The organism is Curtobacterium sp. GC_Cur_3 (genome assembly GCF_026544205.1).
GTDB lineage: Bacteria > Actinomycetota > Actinomycetes > Actinomycetales > Microbacteriaceae > Curtobacterium.
This window is the reverse complement of the sequence record NZ_JALNUI010000015.1, coordinates 73,855-95,820: the sequence shown is the minus strand read 5'-3', so window position 1 is coordinate 95,820 and position 21,966 is coordinate 73,855. Positions and strand designations below refer to the sequence as shown.

General features: G+C 71.4%; 21 protein-coding genes. 15 read left to right on the top strand and 6 right to left on the bottom strand.

Annotation, left to right across the window (positions count from 1 at the left end):
* Positions 1-623: 623 nt before the first annotated feature.
* The 10 genes from OXR63_RS09930 to OXR63_RS09885 all read left to right on the top strand — a co-directional run bounded on the left by OXR63_RS09930 (position 624) and on the right by OXR63_RS09885 (position 10,168).
* Positions 624-1,208: a hypothetical protein gene (locus tag OXR63_RS09930; protein ID WP_267422444.1), complete on the top strand. Its 585-nt coding sequence runs from the start codon at positions 624-626 to the stop codon at positions 1,206-1,208.
* Between the two features lie 56 nt (positions 1,209-1,264).
* Positions 1,265-2,032, top strand: coding sequence for a hypothetical protein (locus OXR63_RS09925; protein WP_267422442.1), 768 nt, complete (start codon positions 1,265-1,267; stop codon positions 2,030-2,032).
* Between the two features lie 31 nt (positions 2,033-2,063).
* Complete coding sequence (locus OXR63_RS09920) at positions 2,064-3,038, top strand: HAD-IIA family hydrolase (protein ID WP_267422440.1); 975 nt, start codon at positions 2,064-2,066, stop codon at positions 3,036-3,038.
* A 10-nt stretch (positions 3,039-3,048) separates the two neighbouring features.
* Positions 3,049-3,201 (top strand): hypothetical protein, encoded by a 153-nt coding sequence (locus tag OXR63_RS09915; RefSeq protein ID WP_267422438.1) that lies wholly within the window; start codon positions 3,049-3,051, stop codon positions 3,199-3,201.
* Positions 3,194-4,072 carry a TlyA family RNA methyltransferase gene (locus OXR63_RS09910; RefSeq protein ID WP_267422437.1) on the top strand — a complete coding sequence of 293 codons (879 nt, stop codon included), beginning with the start codon at positions 3,194-3,196 and terminating at the stop codon, positions 4,070-4,072. Before OXR63_RS09915 ends, OXR63_RS09910 begins: the two co-directional genes overlap by 8 nt.
* Complete coding sequence (locus OXR63_RS09905) at positions 4,069-5,004, top strand: NAD kinase (protein ID WP_194628183.1); 936 nt, start codon at positions 4,069-4,071, stop codon at positions 5,002-5,004. Before OXR63_RS09910 ends, OXR63_RS09905 begins: the two co-directional genes overlap by 4 nt.
* Positions 5,001-6,695 carry a DNA repair protein RecN gene (gene recN, locus OXR63_RS09900; RefSeq protein ID WP_267422434.1) on the top strand — a complete coding sequence of 565 codons (1,695 nt, stop codon included), beginning with the start codon at positions 5,001-5,003 and terminating at the stop codon, positions 6,693-6,695. The genes OXR63_RS09905 and recN overlap by 4 nt, the downstream gene beginning before the upstream one ends.
* A 68-nt stretch (positions 6,696-6,763) precedes the next feature.
* Complete coding sequence (locus tag OXR63_RS09895) at positions 6,764-8,476, top strand: CTP synthase (RefSeq protein WP_374116109.1); 1,713 nt, start codon at positions 6,764-6,766, stop codon at positions 8,474-8,476.
* Positions 8,477-8,577: 101 nt separating this feature from the next.
* Positions 8,578-9,144 carry an NUDIX domain-containing protein gene (locus tag OXR63_RS09890; protein ID WP_267422432.1) on the top strand — a complete coding sequence of 189 codons (567 nt, stop codon included), beginning with the start codon at positions 8,578-8,580 and terminating at the stop codon, positions 9,142-9,144.
* Positions 9,145-9,175: 31 nt separating this feature from the next.
* On the top strand, positions 9,176-10,168 hold the full coding sequence (locus OXR63_RS09885; RefSeq protein ID WP_267422448.1) for a site-specific tyrosine recombinase XerD: 993 nt from the start codon (positions 9,176-9,178) through the stop codon (positions 10,166-10,168).
* Positions 10,169-10,189: 21 nt separating this feature from the next.
* Here OXR63_RS09885 and OXR63_RS09880 read toward each other — a convergent pair whose 3' ends face one another.
* Positions 10,190-10,630, bottom strand: coding sequence for a DUF2510 domain-containing protein (locus OXR63_RS09880; RefSeq protein WP_267422430.1), 441 nt, complete (start codon positions 10,628-10,630; stop codon positions 10,190-10,192).
* Between the two features lie 113 nt (positions 10,631-10,743).
* The gene (locus OXR63_RS09875) at positions 10,744-11,775 is read right to left on the bottom strand and encodes an LLM class flavin-dependent oxidoreductase (RefSeq protein WP_267422428.1); all 1,032 of its coding nucleotides are present in this window, start codon (positions 11,773-11,775) and stop codon (positions 10,744-10,746) included.
* A gap of 55 nt (positions 11,776-11,830) precedes the next feature.
* Between OXR63_RS09875 and OXR63_RS09870 the strand changes: the two genes are divergently transcribed.
* Together OXR63_RS09870 and OXR63_RS09865 are read left to right on the top strand one after the other, a co-directional pair.
* Positions 11,831-12,166 (top strand): TraR/DksA family transcriptional regulator, encoded by a 336-nt coding sequence (locus OXR63_RS09870; RefSeq protein WP_267422427.1) that lies wholly within the window; start codon positions 11,831-11,833, stop codon positions 12,164-12,166.
* 122 nt (positions 12,167-12,288) lie between these two features.
* Positions 12,289-12,711 (top strand): TIGR02611 family protein, encoded by a 423-nt coding sequence (locus OXR63_RS09865; protein WP_267422426.1) that lies wholly within the window; start codon positions 12,289-12,291, stop codon positions 12,709-12,711.
* Between the two features lie 143 nt (positions 12,712-12,854).
* Here the strand turns inward: OXR63_RS09865 and OXR63_RS09860 are convergent, their stop codons facing one another.
* Entirely contained in the window at positions 12,855-14,111 is a 1,257-nt protein-coding gene (locus tag OXR63_RS09860; RefSeq protein ID WP_267422424.1) for an MFS transporter, read from the bottom strand.
* Between the two features lie 121 nt (positions 14,112-14,232).
* Here OXR63_RS09860 and OXR63_RS09855 point away from each other — a divergent pair, with 121 nt between their 5' ends.
* Together OXR63_RS09855 and OXR63_RS09850 are read left to right on the top strand one after the other, a co-directional pair.
* A complete protein-coding gene (locus OXR63_RS09855; RefSeq protein ID WP_267422422.1) occupies positions 14,233-14,598 on the top strand; it encodes an ArsR/SmtB family transcription factor in 366 nt (121 codons plus the stop codon).
* Positions 14,595-16,175 carry a DUF7059 domain-containing protein gene (locus tag OXR63_RS09850; protein WP_267422420.1) on the top strand — a complete coding sequence of 527 codons (1,581 nt, stop codon included), beginning with the start codon at positions 14,595-14,597 and terminating at the stop codon, positions 16,173-16,175. The genes OXR63_RS09855 and OXR63_RS09850 overlap by 4 nt, the downstream gene beginning before the upstream one ends.
* Before the next feature lie 7 nt (positions 16,176-16,182).
* On the opposite strand, the gene OXR63_RS09845 is transcribed toward OXR63_RS09850, so the two are convergent.
* The 3 genes from OXR63_RS09845 to OXR63_RS09835 form a co-directional block, all read right to left on the bottom strand.
* Positions 16,183-17,046: an NAD-dependent epimerase/dehydratase family protein gene (locus OXR63_RS09845; protein ID WP_267422418.1), complete on the bottom strand. Its 864-nt coding sequence runs from the start codon at positions 17,044-17,046 to the stop codon at positions 16,183-16,185.
* A gap of 118 nt (positions 17,047-17,164) precedes the next feature.
* Positions 17,165-17,761: a TetR/AcrR family transcriptional regulator gene (locus OXR63_RS09840; RefSeq protein ID WP_267422416.1), complete on the bottom strand. Its 597-nt coding sequence runs from the start codon at positions 17,759-17,761 to the stop codon at positions 17,165-17,167.
* A gap of 473 nt (positions 17,762-18,234) precedes the next feature.
* Entirely contained in the window at positions 18,235-19,263 is a 1,029-nt protein-coding gene (locus OXR63_RS09835) for an LLM class flavin-dependent oxidoreductase (RefSeq protein ID WP_267422414.1), read from the bottom strand.
* Positions 19,264-19,368: 105 nt separating this feature from the next.
* Between OXR63_RS09835 and OXR63_RS09830 the strand changes: the two genes are divergently transcribed.
* The gene (locus tag OXR63_RS09830) at positions 19,369-21,924 is read left to right on the top strand and encodes a DEAD/DEAH box helicase (protein WP_374116108.1); all 2,556 of its coding nucleotides are present in this window, start codon (positions 19,369-19,371) and stop codon (positions 21,922-21,924) included.
* Positions 21,925-21,966: the final 42 nt, after the last annotated feature.

Here is a 21,966-nt window from a genome sequence, read left to right as displayed (position 1 = left end):
CAACGTAAGAAAAGATGTGGCCATCGGCCCTCCATCGAGAACTCGCAGGGGACACCCTCGTTCTCGTGGAAGGCCGGTGGCCATTTCTGTTTTCCGCGCCCGAGCCTGACTCGACGTGCCGCCCGGTCCGTGATGGACTGGGACGGCACAGCGTCACGCAGGGCGCACACAACGACACAGCGGACGACCGCCGGCGCAGCAGCTCCGGCACGCATGAGGAGCAACGGTGGCGAACGACGACGAACGGCGGAACGACCGCGACGACGAGCGCGGGGAACGTCCGCGTCGCGATGGGGACAGCGCTCCTCGGGGCGACGGTGCCCCCCGTCGTGATGGCGCTCCCCGTCGTGACGGAGCCCCCCGTCGTGACGGCCAGGGCGGTGGCCGTGGTGGCTGGTCGTCCGGGCCCCGTGAGTTCGAGCGCCGCGAGGGCGACCGACGTGACCGTCCTGCGCGTGACGGCGACCGACCGGCGCGCGACAGCGCTCCCGGCCGTGGTTTCCGGGACGGCGGACAGCGCTCCGACCGGCCGGCATGGCGTGGAGACCGGGATGATGCTGGCCGCCCGCCTCGGTCGGGTGGCCCGCGATCGGACCGTCCGTCGGGATCCGATCGGCCGCGTCGTGACGGGGATCGTCCGTTCAACTCGGATCGTCCGCGTCGTGACGGGGATCGTCCGTTCAACTCCGACCGTCCGCGTCGTGACGGGGATCGTCCGTTCAACTCGGATCGTCCGCGTCGTGACGGGGATCGTCCGTTCAACTCCGACCGTCCGCGTCGTGATGGGGATCGTCCGTTCAACTCGGATCGTCCGCGTCGTGATGGGGATCGGCCGTTCAACTCGGATCGGCCGCGTCGTGATGGGGATCGTCCGTTCAACTCGGATCGGCCGCGTCGTGATGGGGATCGTCCGTTCAACTCGGATCGTCCGCGTCGTGATGGGGATCGTCCGTTCAACTCCGACCGTCCGCGTCGTGACGGGGACAGCCAGGGCCGAGGCCAGTTCAGCACGCGCGGCGGCGACGACCGTAAGCGCTTCGGCGACGGCTCTCGTGCGCCCGGTGCTCGTTTCGGCGAGGCCGCGCGCGACGACTGGGAAGACCGCGACCCGTACGGCACCCGCTCGATCCGCCCGCGGCACGAGGACCCGGAGATCCCCGAGGAGGTCCAGGCCCGCGACCTGCACCCGCAGGCTCGGACGGAGCTGAAGACCCTCAGCAAGGACAACGCCGAGTGGGTTGCCCGTCACCTGGTCACCGCGGCCATGTTCATCGACGACGACCCGGAGCTCGCGAACCAGCACGCCCTCAGCGCTGCCCGTCGTGCCGGTCGTGTCGCGGTCGTCCGGGAGACCGCAGCGATCACCGCCTACCGCCTCGGCGACTTCAGCACCGCGCTCCGTGAGCTGCGCACCTACCGACGCATCTCCGGGCGCAACGACCAGCTCCCGATGATGGTGGACTGCGAGCGCGGTCTCGGCCGTCCGGAGCGGGCTCTCGAGCTCGGCCGGTCGGTGGAGCGCGCGGCACTCGAGCCCGGCGTGCAGGTGGAACTCGCGATCGCGATGTCCGGTGCACGCCTCGACCTCGGGAATCCCACAGCCGCCCTCGGTGAGCTGGAGATTCCACAGCTCGACCCGTCGACGGCGTACACCTGGTCGCCCGCGCTCTACAGTGCTTACGCGGCCACGCTCGAGGAGCTCGGCCGCCAGGACGAGGCCGACGAGTGGTGGGCCCGTGTCGATCGTGCGGCAGAGGCCCTCGCCGAAGTCGCCGACGAAGACTCTTGGGAGACAGTTGATGTGGTCGAGGAAACGTTCGAAGTCGACGAGCCCGCTGACGAGCTCGAACAGCCCGGAGACACCGACGAGCTCGAGCAGCCGGGAGACCTCGACGAACCCGGCGAGCCCGACCAGCTCTCGCCCCTCGGGGACCCCGGCTCCGACGACGACCTCGACGACGAGCCCGACGACGACCTCGGCGAGATCGACGACGACAACCCCCGCGACGTCGACGGGTCCGCAGCCGACTGACACCCCGCGTCCGCCGACGGACGGCGTCGACGTGGTCCTCACCGACCTCGACGGCGTCGTCTACCGCGGCCGCAACGCCATCCCGCACGCGGTGGAGGCCCTGACCCAGGCGTCGCGCACCGCACGCGTGGGCTACATCACGAACAACGCCTCGCGGCGGCCGTCCGACGTCGCCGAGCACCTCGAGGGCTACGGGCTGCAGGTGGGGCCGGACGACGTCGTCACGTCGTCGCAGGCCGGCGTGCGGCTCCTCGAGACCCTGGTGCCAGCGGGCTCCACGGTCCTGGTCATCGGCGGCATCGGACTGACCAGCATCGTCGAGCAGGCGGGCTTCACCGTGACCGCGAGCGCTGACGACGCACCGGCAGGCGTCATCCAGGGGTTCTCACCGGACCTCGGGTGGACGCAGCTCGCCGAGGCCTCGTTCGCCCTCGCGGACCCGCAGATCCCCTGGGTCGCGACGAACATGGACTGGTCGATCCCGGTGGAGCGCGGCATCGCGCCCGGCAACGGCACGCTGGTCGCCGCCGTGCACCAGGCAGTCGGTCGGATGCCGGTCGTGGCGGGCAAGCCCGAACGACCGATCTTCGACGCGGCCCTGGCACGGTTCGGCGGCGAGCACCCGCTGTTCATCGGTGACCGACTCGACACCGACATCAAGGGCGCCAACGACGCCGGCATCCCGAGCGTGCTCGTGCTGACCGGGATCGACCAGGCCAAGCAGGTGCTGGCGGCCGACGAGCGCTCCCGCCCGACCTACGTGCTGCAGGACCTCCGTGGGCTCTCGGCGCCGTACCCCGTGACGCACCGGCACACGGCTGACGACGGCACCCGCTACGTCAGCGTCGGCGACGCCACCGTGCGGATGCAGCGGAACGTCGTCCGGGTCGAGCAGGCGGGGTCCGACGCGATGGACCTGCTGCGCGCCGGGGCGACGGCGATCTGGGACTCCGGCCTGGCCATCTACGGCCTCGACGTGGACCCGCAGCTGTACGGCGGCGAGTAGCGTGTCCGACGTGCCAGTCGACCAGCAGGAGCAGCCCAGCGACATCGCCGAGCGCGCCCGAGCGGCCGAGGAACTCCCGCTGACCGAGCGTGCCGACGTCTTCGCCGGCCTGCACGACGAGCTGCGCACGCGGCTCGAGACCGGTGGCACCGCGAGTGCCTGACCCCGACATGACGGCCCCGGACTCGGTGCAGACCGACGGTGCCGCGGGCACGGTCGAGCAGCCGTCGCTCGCGCCGGTCCGGCTCGACGCCGCCGTCGCCGCACGCGGCCTCGCGAAGTCACGCACCGCTGCCGCGAAGCTCATCCTGGACGGCCGTGTCAGCGTGGACGGCGCTCCGGTCGTCAAGGCATCGACGCCGGTCACCGCGGACACCCGGATCGTGGTCGACGCCGGCGACGAGTGGGTGTCGCGTGCGGCGCTCAAGCTCGTCGGCGCGCTCGACACCTTCGGCGTGGACCCGTCGGGTCGCGTCGCGCTGGACGTCGGCGCGAGCACGGGCGGCTTCACGCAGGTGCTCCTGGCCCGCGGAGCACGACGTGTGGTCGCGCTCGACGTCGGGCACGGGCAGCTCGACCCGGTCGTGGGGCTCGACGACCGCGTCACCGTGGTCGAGGGCGTCAACGCCAGGAACCTGACGGCCGCCGACTACCTGGCACTCGACCCCGTCGCCGGAGAGACCAGCCTGGTCGTCGGGGACCTCTCCTTCATCAGCCTGCGGATCGTCCTGCCCGCACTCGTCGAGGCCGTGCCGGCGGACGAGTACGTCCTGCTCATCAAGCCGCAGTTCGAGGTCGGTCGCGGCGGTGTCCGTGAGGGCATCGTGCACGACGCCGACCTCCGCAACGACGCGCTGATGAACGTGCTGTGGGCCGCGTGGGACCTCGGCTTCGGGACCGCCGGCATCGCGGCCTCGCCGATCCTCGGCACCCACGGCAACCACGAGTACGTCGCGCGTCTCCAGCGGGGCGCAGGGTCCAATCCGACAGAATGGATCGACCGAGCCACGGAACTGGCGGAAGGAACCCCATGAGCGACGAACGGCACATCCTGCTCGTGTCGCACACGGGTCGTCGGGACTCGATCGACGCCGCGGTCGAGGTCTGCGACCTGCTGCACGCGGCCGGTGTCACCCCGGTGATGCCCTTCGACGAGTACGCCGACATCCGCCGGGCCGAGGCCTCGGTGGGCAAGGTCGACATCCTCGGCGTGGACGTCCAGCTCGAGGACCTCGAGATCGTCATCGTCCTCGGCGGCGACGGCACGATCCTGCGCGCCGCGGAACTCGCACGGGGCACCCACGCGCCGCTGGTCGGCGTCAACCTGGGCCACGTCGGGTTCCTCGCCGAGAGCGAGCGGGACGGCCTCGGTGAGACCGTGCAGCGCGCACTTTCCGGCGACTACAACGTCGAGGAGCGCGTGGCACTGCAGGTCGACGTGGTCGTCGGCAACGAGGTCGTCTACTCGTCGTGGGCCCTCAACGAGGCCACCATCGAGAAGGCCTCCCGCGAGCGCATGCTCGAGGTCGTCACCGAGGTCGACGGTCGTCCGCTGTCGTCCTTCGGCTGCGACGGCGTCGTGGTCTCCACCCCGACCGGCTCCACCGCCTACTCGTTCTCGGGCGGCGGCCCCATCGTCTGGCCGAACGTCGACGCCATCCTCATGGTGCCGCTGAGCGCCCACGCGCTGTTCTCCCGGCCGATCGTCGTCGGGCCGGACTGTGTCCTGGCGATCGAGGTCCTCCGCCGCACGAGCGGTGTCGGCGTGCTGTGGTGCGACGGCCGACGGACGCACGACCTCCCCCCGGGAGCCCGCGTCGAGGTCCGTCGCTCGCCGGAGCCCGTTCGGGTCGCACGCCTCAAGGACGCCCCCTTCACCGACCGCCTCGTGGCGAAGTTCCAGCTCCCGGTCGCGGGTTGGCGCGGCCCGCAGCACGACGACGAGGAGACCGGGGGCGACCGGTGATCGAGGAGATCTCCATCGCCGACCTCGGCGTGATCGGCGAGGCCACCCTCGAGCTCGGCCCCGGCTTCACCGTCGTCACGGGGGAGACCGGCGCCGGCAAGACCATGATCGTCACGGCCCTCGGGCTGCTGCTCGGCGCGCGCGCCGACGCCGGTTCCGTCCGCCGTGGTGCCTCGAGCGCCGTCGTCGAGGGCCGCTGGCACGTGCCGGACCACGCCACGGTCGCCGACCGCGTCGAGGACGCCGGCGGCGCGTTGGAGGACGGCGAGCTGATCCTCACCCGCACCGTCTCGGCCGAAGGTCGCAGCCGCGCCACGGTCGGTGGCCGGAGCGCCCCTGTCGCCGTCCTCGGGGAACTCGCGGACCAGCTCGTCACCGTCCACGGGCAGTCCGACCAGATCCGCCTGACGTCGTCCACCGCACAGCGCGCGGCGCTCGACGGCTTCGGCGGCGCCACGGTCGAGAAGGCGCTGCGGAAGTACGTCACCGCGTACGACGCCTGGCAGGAGCACGCCGCCGAACTCGAGACCCTGACGCGAGACCGCGACGACCGGCTCGCCGAGGCCGCTCGGTTGCGCGCGGCCTCTGACGAGATCGAGGCCGCAGCACCCCAGCCCGGCGAGGACGCCGAGCTCGCGGAACGCGCAGAGCGACTCGGCAACCTCGAGGAGCTCCGACTCTCAGCGGGCCTGGCGCACGAGTCCATCTCGTCCGAGTCCCTGGACGGCGTCGCGGACGTGATCGGCCTCGTCGAAGCCGCCCGTCGCGCCGTCGAACGGGTCGTGAACGCCGACAGCACCCTGCAGCCCGTCCTCGAGCAGCTCACCGAACTCGGGATCCAGGCGAGCGAGGCCTCGGCCAGCCTGTCGAGCTACCTCGGTTCGCTCGAGCCCGAAGCCGGCCACGACCTCGAACTCATCAACGAGCGCCGCGCGGTCCTGTCCGCCCTGGCGCGGAAGTACGGCGAGACCGTCGACGACGTCATCGCGTTCGGCGAGCGGGCCTCGAACCGGCTGCTCGAACTCGATGGTGACGACGACCGCATCGTCGCCCTGCAGCAGGCCGTCGAGCAGGACGAGCAGTCCCTCGCGGCGGCGGCGTCTGCGCTCACCTCGGCGCGCTCGAAGGCCGCGACCGACCTGGCCAAGCGCGTCACCGCCGAGTTGAAGACGCTGGCGATGGGCGGCGCGACCCTGGTGGTCGAGGTCACCGACGCCGGCGAGTACCGACGCCACGGCCGAGACCAGGTCGCGATCCTGCTCCAGCCGCACTCGGGCACCGACCCGCGACCGATCGGCAAGGGTGCGTCCGGCGGCGAGCTCTCCCGCGTGATGCTCGCGATCGAGGTCGTCATGGCCGGCAGCACGACGGTGCCGACCTTCGTGTTCGACGAGGTGGACGCCGGCGTCGGTGGTGCCGCCGCGATCGAGATCGGTCGTCGACTGGCAGCGCTCGCCGAACGCACGCAGGTCATCGTCGTCACGCACCTGGCCCAGGTCGCGGCGTTCGCGAACAACCACCTCAACGTCGTGAAGGACGCCAGCGGCGCGGTGACGTCGTCGAGCGTGCGGCGCCTCGAGGGCGACGACCGGCTGCAGGAGATGGCCAGGCTGCTCTCCGGCCTCGGCGACAGCGCCAGCGGCATGGAGCACGCCCGCGAACTGCTCGAGGTGGCGGGCCGCTCCGCCTGACCACGGCGAGACGCGCCCGGCGAACGCGAGTCGCGCCTCCCGGCACTTCTGACGTACGATGGAACCCCGTGGCGGACACTCTCAGCAGCGGTACCCAGGCAAGCATCCCGACCCCGAAGGTGACGAAGCAGATCTTCGTGACCGGCGGGGTCGTCTCGTCTCTCGGCAAGGGCCTGACGGCGGCCAGCCTCGGCAACCTCCTCACGGCTCGCGGCCTCAAGGTCGTCATGCAGAAGCTCGACCCGTACCTCAACGTGGACCCGGGCACCATGAACCCGTTCCAGCACGGCGAGGTCTTCGTGACCGACGACGGCGCCGAGACGGACCTCGACATCGGGCACTACGAACGCTTCCTCGACATCAACCTGTCGCAGTCGGCGAACGTCACGACCGGGCAGGTGTACTCGACGGTCATCGCCAAGGAGCGCCGCGGCGAGTACCTCGGCGACACGGTGCAGGTCATCCCGCACATCACCGACGAGATCAAGCGTCGGATGCGCGAGCAGGCGGGGAACGACCCGCAGCCCGACGTCATCATCACCGAGGTCGGTGGCACCGTCGGCGACATCGAGTCCCAGCCGTTCCTCGAGTCCGCGCGTCAGGTGCGTCACGAGCTCGGCCGCAACAACGTGTTCTTCGTGCACGTGTCGCTGGTGCCGTTCATGAACGCCTCCGGTGAGCAGAAGACGAAGCCGACGCAGCACTCCGTCGCCGCGCTCCGCTCGATCGGCATCCAGCCCGACGCCCTCGTGCTCCGCTCGGACCGCCCGGTGTCAGACTCGAACAAGCGCAAGATCGCGCTCATGTGCGACGTAGACGAGGACGCCGTGGTGAACGCCGTGGACGTGCCCTCGATCTACGACCTGCCGACGCTGCTCAACAGCCAGGGCCTCGACCAGGTCATCGTCGACGCCCTGCACCTCGAGGCCGGCGCCGTGGACTGGACCTCGTGGAACCCGGTGCTGCGCGCGGTGCACGAGCCGAAGAAGGACGTCACCATCGCCCTGGTCGGCAAGTACATCGACCTGCCGGACGCCTACCTGTCCGTCACCGAGGCGCTCCGTGCCGGTGGCTTCGCGCACAACGCCAAGGTCACGCTGAAGTGGGTCGTGTCCGACGACTGCACCACGCCCGAAGGTGCCGCCAAGCAGCTCGGCGACGTCGACGGCATCTGCGTCCCCGGCGGCTTCGGCGTGCGCGGGATCGAGGGCAAGCTCGGTGCGCTGAAGTTCGCGCGCGAGAACCAGATCCCCACGCTCGGCCTGTGCCTCGGCCTGCAGTGCATGGTCATCGAGTACGCCCGGCACGAGGCCGGCCTGGTCGACGCCTCGAGCTCCGAGTTCGACCCGGAGACCTCAACCCCCGTCATCGCGACGATGGCCGAGCAGGTGGACATCATCGCCGGTGGCGACCTCGGCGGCACGATGCGCCTGGGCCTCTACCCCGCCCACTTCACCGAGGGCTCACTCGCCGCGTCGCTCTACGGAGCACCCGAGGCGTCCGAGCGGCACCGTCACCGCTACGAGGTCAACAACACGTACCGCCAGCAGATCGCCGACGCTGGCCTGGTGTTCTCCGGCACCTCGCCCGACGGCACGCTCGTCGAGTACGTCGAGCTGGACCGTGCGGAGCACCCGTTCTACATCGGCACGCAGGCGCACCCCGAGCTGCGCTCGCGGCCGAACAACGCGCACCCGCTCTTCGCGGGCCTCGTCGAGGCCGCGATCGCGCGGAACGAGGCATCCCGCCTCTTCGACCCGGAGTCGGAGCAGGTCGCGTAGTCGCGTCACCACGTGACGGACGGGAGGCTCGGTGTCAGCTGGCACCGAGCCTCCCGTCCGTCTGTGGTCGCGTGCATGGCGCTCGCTGGTTTGATGGGGGTGTGACTGACGCACCCATCGCTGACGAATCCGCATCCTTCGACGTGACCGACTCCGCGCTCGTGTACGAGGGCGCCGTCTGGAACGTCCGCCGCGACACCGTGGCGTACGGCGACGGCATGGTGCGCGAGTACATCGACCACACCGGCGCCGTCGCGGTCTACGCCGAGGACGACGAGGGCCGCGTGCTCGTCATCCAGCAGTACCGGCACCCCGTGCACCTGCGCGACTGGGAGCTGCCGGCCGGGCTGCTCGACAAGCCGGGGGAGGACCACCTCGTCGCCGCGCAGCGTGAGCTCGCCGAAGAGGCCGACGTGCAGGCGGAGACGTGGGAGCCGCTCGTGCACTACAACACCTCGTCCGGCGGCAGCAACGAGTTCATCGAGATCTTCCGCGCGCGGGGCGTCACGGCGACGTCGTCGGCCTTCGAGCGTGAGGCCGAGGAAGCCGACATCGTCGTGCGCTGGGTCCCCCGGGCCGAGGTGCTCGAGGGCATCTTCGCGGGCCGCATCCACAACTCCGCCCTGATCGTCGCGGCGCTCGCCGTGGACGCGCTCGAACGCGGCTGATGGGCTGGGTGGGCGCTAGCCTCGTCGGGTGATCCCGCTCGACCGTGCCACCGAGACCTACCTGCGGCACGTCGCCATCGAACGCGGACTCTCCGACCACACGCTGTCCGCCTACCGGCGCGACCTGACGACGTTCGCCGAGTGGATCGCGATGCAGCCCGAGGTGTCGTCGGCCGGTGCTGACCGAGCGGGCGGTGCGTCGGTGGTGACCGACGTCGGGCGGCTCGCACGGGCGGACCTCGCCGGGTTCGTGACGCACCTGGCCACACGCGAGCCCGTGCCACTGGCGCCGCGGTCCGTCGCCCGGATGCTCAGCTCGGTGCGCTCGTTCAGCGCGTTCGCTGCGGGGGAGAGCTGGCTGCCGCTCGACCCCGGCGCCTCCGTCCGACCGCCGAAGGCCCCGATGCGGCTGCCGAAGGCGATCTCGGTGCACGACATGGAACGGCTCCTCGGAGCGGTGGAGGGCGACGACCCCGTGCAGCTCCGCGACCGGGCGCTGCTCGAGCTCCTGTACGCCACGGGTGCGCGCATCACCGAGGCCGTCGGGTTGTCCGTGGACGACGTCACGACGCTGTCCGGGCTCGACGACGCCGCGGACGCCGACACCGACGTCTCCGTGGTGCGGGTCACCGGCAAGGGGAACAAGCAGCGCATCGTGCCGCTCGGCAGCTACGCCCGGGCCGCGGTCGAGGCCTACCTGGTGCGGGCCCGGCCGCTGTTCGCCGCACGGGGTAGCTCGACGCCGGCGCTGTTCCTCGGTGCCCGGGGTGCGCGGCTGTCCCGCCAGAGCGCCTGGCTCGTGATCCAGGCGGCTGCCGCTGGTGCCGACCTCGCCGAGCACGTGTCACCGCACACGTTCCGGCACTCGTTCGCGACGCACCTGCTCGAGGGCGGGGCGGACGTGCGCGTGGTGCAGGAGCTCCTGGGGCACGCGAGCGTCGCGACGACGCAGATCTACACGATGGTGACGGCGGACATGCTGCGGGACGTGTACCAGACGGCGCACCCGCGGGCGCGGCGGTAGCGCGGGCGCGGGCGTGGCGCGTCAGAACATGTGGGACACGGCGACGACGCCCGTCGCCAGCGCCACGACCATCGCCGAGGCCGACAGGCTCCGCGCCACAGGACGCCACGCCCCGGTCGCGTTCGGGCGGACGAGCCCGGCCACCCCAGCCGCGAACCCGAGCACACTGCAGGCACCCCAGGGGTTCAGCGCCACGGACACGACCGCCAGCACGACGGCCAGGCACGTCATCACACAGAAGCGCTGCGCGGCTCCGGCGCCGTAGGCCACCGTGCGGCTCTCGACCGGGCGCGTCAGCACCGAGAAGGCCGGGCCGGTGGGTGTGACCACGATGGGCCGGACCGCCTCGACCGGGCGGCTCGGGAGCGGCCTCGTGGCGTCACCCCAGGCACGGCCGTCCCACCAACGGAGACGGGCGGACTCCCGGGGGTCCGGGAACCAGCCTGCGGCCGGCAGCGTCACGGGGAGCTCCTGAGAACGGGTGGAAGGTGCTCTCTGACGCTATGACGACGCTGCCGCCTGCCCCAGTCCCAACCCGGGTGTCGGCAGGAAGGGGGACAGGCGGCCGGTGTGGCTCAGGCGGGGACGGGTGCGGCGTCCACCTCGCGCATGACCGCGGCGACCGCGGCCAGCTGCCGGGCGTTGAAGTCGACGCCGAGCTGGTTCGGAACCGTGACGAGCACCGTGTCGGCAGCCCGCACCGCGGCGTCCGCGGCGAGCTCTGCGACGAGGTCCTCGGGCGAGCCGATGTACGAGCGGCCGAACCGGGCGAGGCCGCCGTCGAGGTACCCGACCTGATCCGAGCCCTCGGCCTGCGCACGGAGGCCGAAGTAGTGCTGCGACTCGTCGTCGATGATCGGGATGATGCTGCGCGACACCGAGACCCGGGGCGTGCGCTCCCAGCCCGACTCCGCCCACACTCGGCGGAAGCGCTCGATCTGCTCGGCCTGGAGCTCGTCGAACGGCACGCCGGTGTCCTCGGTGAGGAGGGTCGAGGACATCAGGTTCATGCCCTGCTCGGCCGTCCACTCCGCGGTGGCGCGGGTGCCGGCGCCCCACCAGATCCGGTCGCCGAGTCCGTCGGAGAGCGGCAGGATCGGGAGCGACCCCTCGGCCCCGGTCATCTGCGGGTTCGCGTTCGCCATCGGTTCGCCGGCGATCGCGCGACGGAAGACGCTCGTGTGCGCGCGGGCCAGGTCGGCACCGTTCGGGTCGGAGGCCTCGGGCACGTAGCCGAAGGACTGGTACCCGGCCTGCGCGGTCTCGGGTGACCCACGGCTCACGCCGAGCTGCAGTCGGCCGCCGGAGATGAGGTCGGTCGCTGCCGCCTCCTCCGCCATGTAGAGCGGGTTCTCGTAGCGCATGTCGATCACGCCGGTGCCGATCTCGATGCGGCTGGTCCGGGCGGCGATCGCGGACAGGAGCGGGAACGGGGCCGCCTGCTGCTGCGCGAAGTGGTGGACGCGGAAGTACGCGCCGTCCACACCGGCCTCCTCGGCAGCCACCGCGAGGTCGATGCCCTGCACCAGTGCCTCACGACCGCTGCGCACCCTCGACCCCGGCATGTCGCCCCAGTGTCCGAACGACAGGAATCCGATCTTGGTCATGTCGATGCAAACGCATCCGCACGGGTGGCCATTCCGCACGACTACGGTCGGCCCCATGGAGTTCGACCCGCGCCAGGCGCTGACCGACGAACGGGCGCGGTCCGAGAAGCTGCTGGCCGACGTCGAACGGAGCATGCGGGACGTCAGCGACGCCCGCGACGGCGCGAACACGGACGACGAACACGACCCCGAGGGCGCGACGCTCGCCTGGGAACGCGGCTCGCTCGGCCCGGTGCGGGACGACGCCCGGAACCGGATCGGGCTGGTCGACGCGGCGCTGGCCCGGCTCGACGCGGGCACCTACGGGACGTGCGCCGTCGGCGGCGAGCCGATCCCGGAGGCACGGCTGGCGGCGGTCCCGTGGGCCGCGACCTGCGTCGCGCACGCGTGATGAGCCTCCCGTCCGCCGCATGGTGACGTGACCCGGTCCGGAGGCTCGGCCGCCGTCCCCGACGGAGGCGACGGTCACCCGCTGCGCCGGTGATTCTCAGCCGCGAGCCCTACCGTTCCCGCATGGAGGCGGACCGGGACCACCCCACTGCGAGCGCAGCGGATGCTGCACGGCCGCAGCGGTTCCGGTGGTTCCACGACATGCGCGCCTGGATCCACGCCCGGCCGCACGTGCACCTGTTCTGGAAGGTGCTGATCGGCATCGTCGGCGGGCTCGTCGTCATCATCGGGCTGATCCTGGTGCCGCTGCCGGGGCCCGGGTGGCTCGTGGTGTTCATCGGCCTGACGATCCTGGCCAGCGAGTTCCACTTCTTCCACCGGATCATCACGTGGCTCCGGGCGCAGCTCCACCGGTTCTGGGACTGGGCGAAGGCACGCGGGCCCCGGTGGCTGCGCCGGATGGCCGACCGCAACAAGGCGGACGTCGACGCTGCCCACGAGGACGCCCACCGGACCATGGGGCGACAGGCGCGGCCCGGGCACTAGCGCTCGGGGTGGGTCGGCGTCGTGTGGGGCCGGGCATCGTGCCCGGTCCGGCGTCGTGCGGGGTTGACCACTCGGTGCGAGGTTGTGGGGCTGCACGGGGCGGACAAGCTCGCACCATCCGAGGAACCGCGCACGGTGCGGGGTCAGTCGGCTGCTGCGGCGGTGCGGATCGAGCCGGTCGCGGTGCGCTCGAGGACCTCGGACGCGTGCTCCTCGACCACGGCGGCGTCCTTCGACACGAGCTGCAGCACGAGGGCGACGCCGGCGGCGAGGACGATGAACGCGCCGTACCCGGCGATGACGGGCACGAGGCCGACCGTCGGTTCGAGCAGGCCCCCGATGACGGCCGGCACGCCGAACGCCAGGTAGCTGACGACGTAGATCGTCGAGAGCAGCCCGGCACGGTGCGTCGGGGCGGCCGTCGCGAGCAGCATCCGGAGCGGCGCCTGGAACCCCGCGCCGAAGCCGACACCGGCGATCGCACTGCCGACGACGAGCCCCGGCAGGGAGTGCGCGAACACGAAGCCGACCGTGACGACCGGCCCGAGGATGAGCGCGACCAGGCCGATGAGCACCCCGACGCGGGCGTCGAGCCGCTGGATCGCGATGCCCGTCGCGGCGCCGACGCCGGTGACGACGGCGATGAGCGCCCCGGCGGCGAAGTGGTTGTCGATGCCGAAGACCGCGCCGAGGGCCGAGGGCACGAGCGAGAGGAACAGGCCTCCGAGTGCCCAGCTCGCCACGAGTGAGCCCGCGACGCCGCGGAACAGCCGACGCGAGGACCGCGGCACGGCGATCGTCGGGCGGAGGGAGCGCAGGGCTCCCGGACGCCGGGTGACCTGCTCCGGGACGACGACGAGCGCGACGAGCATGAGCACGAGGAGCACGCCGAACAGCAGGTAGACGAACTGCTCGGGCGCTGGGCCCCACTCGACCAGGGCACCGCTCGACAGGGCGCCGGTGGCGAGCGCGATCGGCGGGACGGCTCCGTTCAGGACGCCGGCGAGGGTGGGGTGGCGCTCGAGCGAGTTGTCGATGAGCGCTGCACCGAGTGCGCCGATGAGCAGCCCGACGGAGACGCCCTGCAGCACCCGGTCGAGGATGAGTGCCCCGAGGCCGTCCGCGACGGCGAAGAGCCCGAGCGAGACGGCCAGCCCGATACCACCGGCCACGAGCACCGGCTTCCGCCCGACGTGGTCGGACAGCCGCCCGGCGACGAGCAGGCTCGCCAGCAGTCCGGCGACGTAGATCGCGAACACGGCTGTGAGCATGAGCGGGGTCAGGTGCCACTCGGCGGCGTACACCGGGTAGATCGGCGACGGGACGGCCGAGGACGCCAGCGACACGAGCAGCAGCGCCGCGATGATCCAGAACCCGGCGACCGAGCGAGTGGACTGCATGGTGGGTCCCTTTCCTTGTCCGAGCGTTCGTTGTACGAGTCGGGTCGTACCGCATTGGTACCGCACGACCGCTGTACGACGCAAGTCGTACTGGGAGGGGAACCCTGGTAGCGTCCCGTCCATGCCCGAGCGCGTCGATGCCCCCGAACGGCTGCCGCAGCCGTCCCCGGCCGAGATGGACCTCCCCGTCGTGCTGGATGCCCTGTCGGACCCGATCCGACTCGCGATCCTGCACCGGTACCTCGTCGACGCCGCCGGTGGTGAGCGCTCCTGCGGGTGGGTCGGCATCGACCGACCGAAGTCCACGCTGACGCACCACTTCCGCGTCCTGCGTGAGGCAGGCCTCCTCGAGCAGCACCTGGAAGGCCTGACTCGGATCAGCCGCGTGCGGGTCGAGGACGTGCAGCAGCGCTTCCCGGGCCTGCTCGACCTGGTGATGGCGTGGCAGGTCCCCGCGGCGCTGATGCGGTCGGACCTGGTCGCATGAGCACGCACACGCTGCCCGAGGTCGTCGCCGACCCGGCGATCACCTCGGCGCTCGCCGCGGACCTGACGTCCGCGGGCTTCACCGTCGACGGGGTCGACGGGCTCTGGGGCGCGGACGCCGCCGCTGCGCTCCACCGTGGCAACAGGGTGCCCGCGCTCCGTGCCCTCGCCGCACGGGAGTCGTCCCCGCTCGGCACCCTGGCCACGCTGTTCGTGCTCGGACTGCCGGTCGCGCGGACAGCGGCCGACGCAGCGTTCCCCTCCGTGGGCGTCGACGAGCTCGTGCGCGCCGGGATCGTCCGGGTGGAGGAGACCGACGGCCCCGACGTGGACACGGTCGACGACGCCGGCCAGGTGCGACCCGCGGTGGACCTGCGCCCGTACGCGTTCGTCGACGACGCGGGTGCCGGCAGCTGGTGGATCGTCTCGGACCTCGGGGAGCTCGCGCTCGGCGCCGCGCTCGACGAGGAGCACGTACTCGGCATCGGCGGGGCCACCACCACGCTGAGCGGGCTGCAGGTCCCCGTGCCCGTCCGCCGGGTGCTCGACCTCGGCACCGGCTGCGGCATCCAGGCCATGCACGCCCGACGCTTCGCCGACCAGGTCGTCGCGACCGACATCTCCCGTCGCGCACTCGACATCGCCCGCTTCAACGCGGAGCTGAACGGCCTGGACGGCATCGAGTTCCGGCTCGGCTCGCTGTTCGAGCCGGTGGCGGGGGAGCGCTTCGACCGCATCGTCTCGAACCCGCCCTTCGTCATCACGCCCCGCACCGAGGGTGTGCCGTCCTACGAGTACCGCGACGGCGGCATGGTCGGCGACGCGCTCGTCGAGACCGTGCTCCGCGGTCTCGCCGACCACCTGGAGCCCGGCGGCACCGCGCAGCTCCTCGGCAACTGGGAACACCACTGGGGCGTCGACGGCCTGGACCGCGTCCGCGGGTGGTTCGCCGACACCGACCTGGACGTCTGGGTCGTCGAGCGCGAGCGCCAGGACCCGAACCGCTACGCCGAGACCTGGATCCGCGACGGCGGCACCAAGCCCGGCACGCCGACGTTCGACCGGCTGGTCGGCGCCTGGCTCGACGACTTCCAGGAACGCCGGGTCATCGGGGTCGGCTTCGGCTACGTCGTGGTCCGGAAGCCACGGTCGGGAGGCCCGGCTGGGCTCCGGCGGTTCGAGCGCGTCCCTGAGACGCTCGGGTCCAACCCCGCGGGCCTCGGAGCCACGGTGGCACGGGTCCTCGACGCCGCTGAGTGGCTGGCCGCGCACGACGACGTCGCGCTCGCGTCGGCGCACCTGCGCGTCGCCGGCGACGTGACCGAGGAGCGCTTCTACTGGCCGGGCAACGACGACCCGACCGTGATGACGCTCGTGCAGGGCGGCGGCTTCGGTCGTCGCGTGGACGCCGACACCGCGCTCGCCGCGTTCGTCGGGGCCTGCGACGGGGAGCTGTCCGTGGCGGCGATCGTCGGGGCGCTCGCGCAGATCACCGGCGTGGACGAGCAGGCGCTCGCCGCGGACCTGCTGCCCGCGGCGCGCGACCTGGTGCTCGACGGGCTGCTGACGCCGGCCTGACCCGGGCTCAGGAGCGGTGGTCGCGCCAGGAGTGCTGCGGGTCGTAGCCGAGCAGTTCGCGGGCCTTCTCCGACGACAGCAGGGAGCTCACGCCGTCGATGTCCGAGCGGCGCTCGATGTCGGGCACGAAGCGCTCGACGAGCTCGAGGGTCGGGGTGTCCATCACCGTGTCCGGGCTGGCGATCACGAAGGCCTCGAAGCCGGTGAGCTCGCTCTCGACGGCCTTGCGCACGGCCTGGGCGCCGTCGCGGGAGTCGATGTAGGACCACAGGTTGAAGGTCTTCGCCTCGGGCGTCGCGTCCCACGGGTACGACGGGTAGTCGGTCTCGTCCATGACGTTCGAGAACCGCAGCCCGATCATCTTCAGCGTCGGGTCCCAGCGCGTGAAGTGCCGCGCCATCTCCTCCTCCACGGCCTTGCCGAGGGAGTACGAGGACTGCGGGCGAACCGGGAAGTCCTCGTCGACGGGGAGGTAGGGCGGGTGGTGCTCGCCCATCGGGATGCCGAGCAGGGTCTCGCTCGACGCCCACACCACGTTCCGGATCTTCGCCGCGCGGGCGGCGTGGAACACGTTGATCGACGCGGTGACGTTGTTCGTGATGAGCGCCACGTCCGGCACCTGCCCGGGAGCGGGCACGGCGGCCAGGTGCACGACCGCGTCGACGTGGTCGTAGCGGTCGTCGACTCCGATGAAGGCGTTCAGCACCTGCCCGTAGTCGGTCAGGTCGATGCGGACGAACTGCACCCGTTCGGGCTTGTCGGGCGACGGGACCCGGTCGAGCAGGACGACGTCGTACCCGTGTTCGTCGAGGTCGCGCACCACCGCTCGTCCGAGCTTGCCGCTGCCGCCGGTCACCACTACGCGAGTCATCGCGCCTCCGCTCATCGTCGAGTTGCTGTGCGCCCATCCTGCCGTGCGGGGGTGGACGCAGCCAGGTACTGACGGTGCCCTGCTGTGCCGAGGGTGCGCCGGGCCTCCCGGCCGGTCGTCAGGAGGCGGACGCAGCGGCGACCTGGGCGATCGCCAGTCGGGCGACCAGCTCGACGTGCGCGGCCATGTCGCGGCTCGGGTCGAAGAGCCACTGGATCTGCATGCCGTCGGAGACGGCGAGCAGGACGCTCGTGAGCTCCTCGGGGTCGACGTCGGTGCGGAGTCGTCCGTCCTCCTGCATGCGGCGGAAGTCGGCGGCCAGGACCCGCCGGGACTTCTCGTAGCGCTCGCGGAAGTAGTCGTGCGCGGGGTGCTCCGGGTCCGTGGCCGCTGCGGCCGACAGGTTGACGAACATCTGCACGAGGCCGGGCACCTCGGCGTTGTGCCGGACGATCGCGGCGAGGAGCTCGGCGGGGTCCCCGGCGTCCCAGTCGGTGGCGTCGTCGATGACGTCGCGTCGCCGGAGGATCTCGACCCAGAGCTCGTCCTTGGACTCGAAGTAGTGCAGGAGTCCGGCCTGTGTGAGCCCGACGGCTTCGGAGATGTCCCGGATGCTGGTGCGCCGGAAGCCCTGGCGGGCGACGAGTTCGAGCGCGACGGTGAGGATCTGCTCGCGCTTGGCGATGCCCTTCGCGTAGGAACCCCGTCGTGTCATGGCAGGACTGTACCGCCGGGCGGTCGGGGCACTTCGCAGGCTCCTGAGCAGTCGCCCATCCGTTTTCCGTGCCATCTCCAGATCCATTCACTAGCATGGACGCCAGCGTCAGGCGGCTGGTTACCGTCGACGCGCGCACCGCCAAGGGATCGCCGTGTGAGCGACGCGGCCTCCTGATCCGGCCGATGGAGCCCCGGCGGTCCCGGTGCGTCAGATGCGCCCCTGCGTTCTCGCGGGGGCGCATCGTCGTTCAGCGTCCTCGCGGTTCCGTTCCTGGACGACTTCTGCCGTTCTCGGACAAAGTCATGACGCTTCATCACGATTGCCTGGGAGCGGGACCGCGTGATTGTGACAAACCGCACGGTAGGTGGAACGATGAGGATGCCATCTCGGGCGGATCAGGGTCGAGATGGTCATCCGGCGGGGGGCCCCGGGCCCCACCACCCCGAGTGAGCTCCCGCCGGATGTCCTCGTCAGCGGACCAGGTGCGGCGCGATCTGCTCGGCGATCACGGTCAGGATCCGCTCGTGCGACGCGGCGTCGCCGTTGGCCGGCAGCGTGATCACGAGTTCGTCCGTCGAGGTGACGGCCGGGTCTGCGCGCAGGGTCTCGACGATCGCAGCGGGCTCGCCGGCAACGACCTTGCTGAAGCGGAACGGCGGGGTGCCGGACAGGGGCCGCCCCTCGTCGTCCATGCCCGAGGCGTAGCTGGTGAGGAACTCCTCGTGGACCTCGCGGTCGTGGTCGTCGAGCAGCGGGACGACGATGCGTCCGACTGCGACCTTCGGGGTGCGCCCGACGTGTGTGCCCGCCGCCTGGAGCTCGGCGAAGCGGGCGCGGTAGGCCTCGATCTGCGCCGCCTGTGCCACGGCGAAGGGCTCGCCGGTGTCCTCGGTGTTGAGGGTCGAGCAGTGCAGCAGGAGCCCCTTCTCCGCCGTGCGCACCGCGGTGCCCATGCTGCCGCCGCCCCACCAGACCCGGCCGCGGAGGTCCGGGCTCAGCGGCTGCAGCGTGAGGTCGGTGCCCTCCGGGATGCTCTCGTAGCCCTTGCCCGAGGTGCCGAGGGGCTGGCCGTCGAGGACCTCGAGGAGGCGTGCTGCCCGAGCCTCGGCCTCCTCGCGGAAGCTCCGCTGGACACTGCCGAACACCGGGTCGAGGATCGGGCCGTAGCCGGCGATCCCCGTGCTGATGCCGAGCTGCACGCGACCGCCGCTGAGCAGGTCGACCGTGCTGGCGTCCTCGGCGAGACGGACCGGGTCCTCGTAGCGCATCCCGAGGACGGCGGTGCCGAAGCCGATCGTGCTGGTCCGCTGCGCAGCGGCGGCGAAGAACGTCATCGGGCTCGTCAGGAACGGCTCGAAGTGCCGACCGCGGACCCACCCCGTGCCGTACCCGAGCCGCTCGGCGGTCTCGAAGAGGCGGAGGCCGTCCTCCAGGGCGGCGGCCGCGCCGGCGGCGCCCCCGTGGTTGGGGACGAAGGACAGGAAGCCGAGTTCACGCACAACCCGAGTCTATGCGGCTGCATGGATCTGTGGAAGGTGCGGTGACTGTCCACGGATGTCGAGCCTCCCGACCGTCCGCCGGTGCCGGGCTGGGAGGATGGGTGCATGACCGACGTCACCACTGCTGCTCCGCTCGTCGCCGCGATGCCGGCGGCCCCCGGCGGTGTCGTCGACCCCGACGCCGTCTACCAGGCCTTCGCCGACTGGGCCGAGTCGAGCAGGCGACCGCTCTACCCGGCGCAGGACGAAGCCGTCATCGAGCTGGTGTCCGGGGCGAACGTCGTCCTCAGCACGCCCACCGGCACCGGCAAGTCGCTCGTCGCGGCCGGCGCGCACTTCGCGGCGCTCGCCGAGGGCAAGCGCAGCTGGTACACCGCGCCGATCAAGGCCCTGGTGTCGGAGAAGTTCTTCCAGCTCGTTGACCTGTTCGGCGCCCACAACGTCGGCATGGTCACGGGGGACTCCAGCGTCAACGCGGACGCCCCGATCGTGTGCTGCACGGCGGAGATCCTCGCGAACCTCGCGCTCCGGCAGGGTCCCGACGCGGACGTGGACGTCGTGGTCATGGACGAGTTCCACTTCTACGGCGACGCCGACCGCGGGTGGGCCTGGCAGGTCCCGTTGCTCGTGCTCGAGCGTGCGCAGTTCCTGCTCATGTCGGCGACGCTCGGGGACGTCACCACGATCGCGGACGACCTCTCGCGGCGCACGGGCCGCCCCACTGCGCGGGTGACCGGTGTCTCGCGCCCGGTGCCGCTCGAGTACGAGTACGTGATGACGCCGGTGCAGGAGACCGTCGAGCGCCTGTTGGAAGAGGGCAAGGCGCCCGTCTACATCGTGCACTTCGCCCAGGCCGCCGCACTCGAGCGCGCGCAGGCGCTCATGTCCGCCAAGGTCGCCTCGCGCGAACGCCGTGACCAGATCGCAGAGGCCATCGCCACCTTCCGCTTCAGCGCCGGGTTCGGGCAGACGCTCTCCCGCCTGATCCGCGCCGGCATCGGGGTGCACCACGCGGGCATGCTCCCGAAGTACCGACGGCTCGTCGAACAGCTGGCGCAACGCGGACTGCTCCCCGTCATCTGCGGCACGGACACCCTGGGTGTCGGCATCAACGTGCCGATCCGCTCGGTGCTGTTGACGGGCCTGACCAAGTTCGACGGCACCCGGATGCGCCAGCTGTCCGCGCGCGAGTTCCACCAGATCGCCGGACGTGCGGGCCGTGCCGGGTACGACACCGAGGGCGACGTCGTCGCCGAGGCACCCGAGCACGAGATCGAGAACGCCCGCTCGGTGGCGAAGGCCGGGGACGACCCGAAGAAGAAGAACAAGATCAAGCGCAAGAAGGCACCCGAGGGCTTCGTCTCCTGGGGGCAGGCGTCCTTCGAGCGGCTCATCAACGCCGAGCCCGAGCCGATGGTGTCCCGGATGCGGATCACGCACGCGATGGTGCTCGCCGTCGTGGGCCGCGGTGGCGATGCGTTCGAGGACGTCCGCTCGCTGGTGTTCGACAACCACGAGCCGCGCTCCCGCCAGCTCGACATGGCCCGTCGCGCCCTGACGATCGCCCGCACGCTCATCAACGCCCGGGTGATCGAGAAGGTGGACGGCGCCTACCGTGTGACCGTCGACCTGCAGGCCAACTTCGCCCTGAACCAGCCCCTGTCGCCGTTCGCGCTGGCGGCGTTCGAGCTCCTCGACCCCGACTCGCCGACGTACGCGCTCGACATGGTGTCCATCGTCGAGGCCACCCTGGACGACCCCCGCGCGATCCTGTCGCAGCAGCAGTTCAAGGAGCGCGGGGAGGCCGTCGCACGGATGAAGCAGGAGGGCATCGAGTACGAGGAGCGCATGGAACTGCTCGAGGAAGTGACCCACCCGAAGCCCCTCGACGAACTCCTGACCGCCGCGTACGAGGCCTACGCCGCCGAACAGCCGTGGGTGCTCGACTTCACGCTGTCGCCCAAGGCCGTCGTCCGCGACATGTACGAGCGCGCGATGACCTTCGGCGACTTCGTGCGGTTCTACCAGCTCACCCGGTCGGAGGGGCTCGTGCTCCGCTACCTCTCCGACGCCTACCGCACGATGCGGCAGACCATCGCGGACGAGCAGCGCACCCAGGAGCTCGACGACCTGATCGAGTGGCTCGGGGAACTCGTGCGCCAGGTCGACTCCTCGCTGGTCGACGAGTGGGAGGCCCTGATGAACGGGGACGTGGCGCTCGCCGAGGCCGAGCACGCGGAGATCGCGCCGCCCCAGCCCGCGCGGCTCACCGGCAACGTCCGGGCGTTCCGGGTGCTCGTGCGCAACGCCCTGTTCCAGCGGGTGCTGCTCGCCGCGAACGACGACATCGACGGTCTCGGCGAGCTCGACGCCACCGCCGGCTTCGACCGCGCCGCCTGGGACCTCATGCTCGAGGAGTACTACGACGAGCACGACACCATCGGGATCGATGCCGACGCCAGGTCGATGCAGTTCCTCGACCTGTCCGAGCAGGGGCGGACGTGGCGGGCGCGGCAGATCTTCGCGGATCCGGCGGGCGACAAGGACTTCGGCTTCTCGGCGACGATCGACCTCGACGCCTCGGACGACGCCGGTGAGGCCGTCGTGCGGGTCACGGAGATCGGGCGCTTCGACGGGTGGACCGAGGTCGACGTCGACTGACCGAGGTCCGCGTCGACTGACCGAGGTCCACGTCGTCTGACC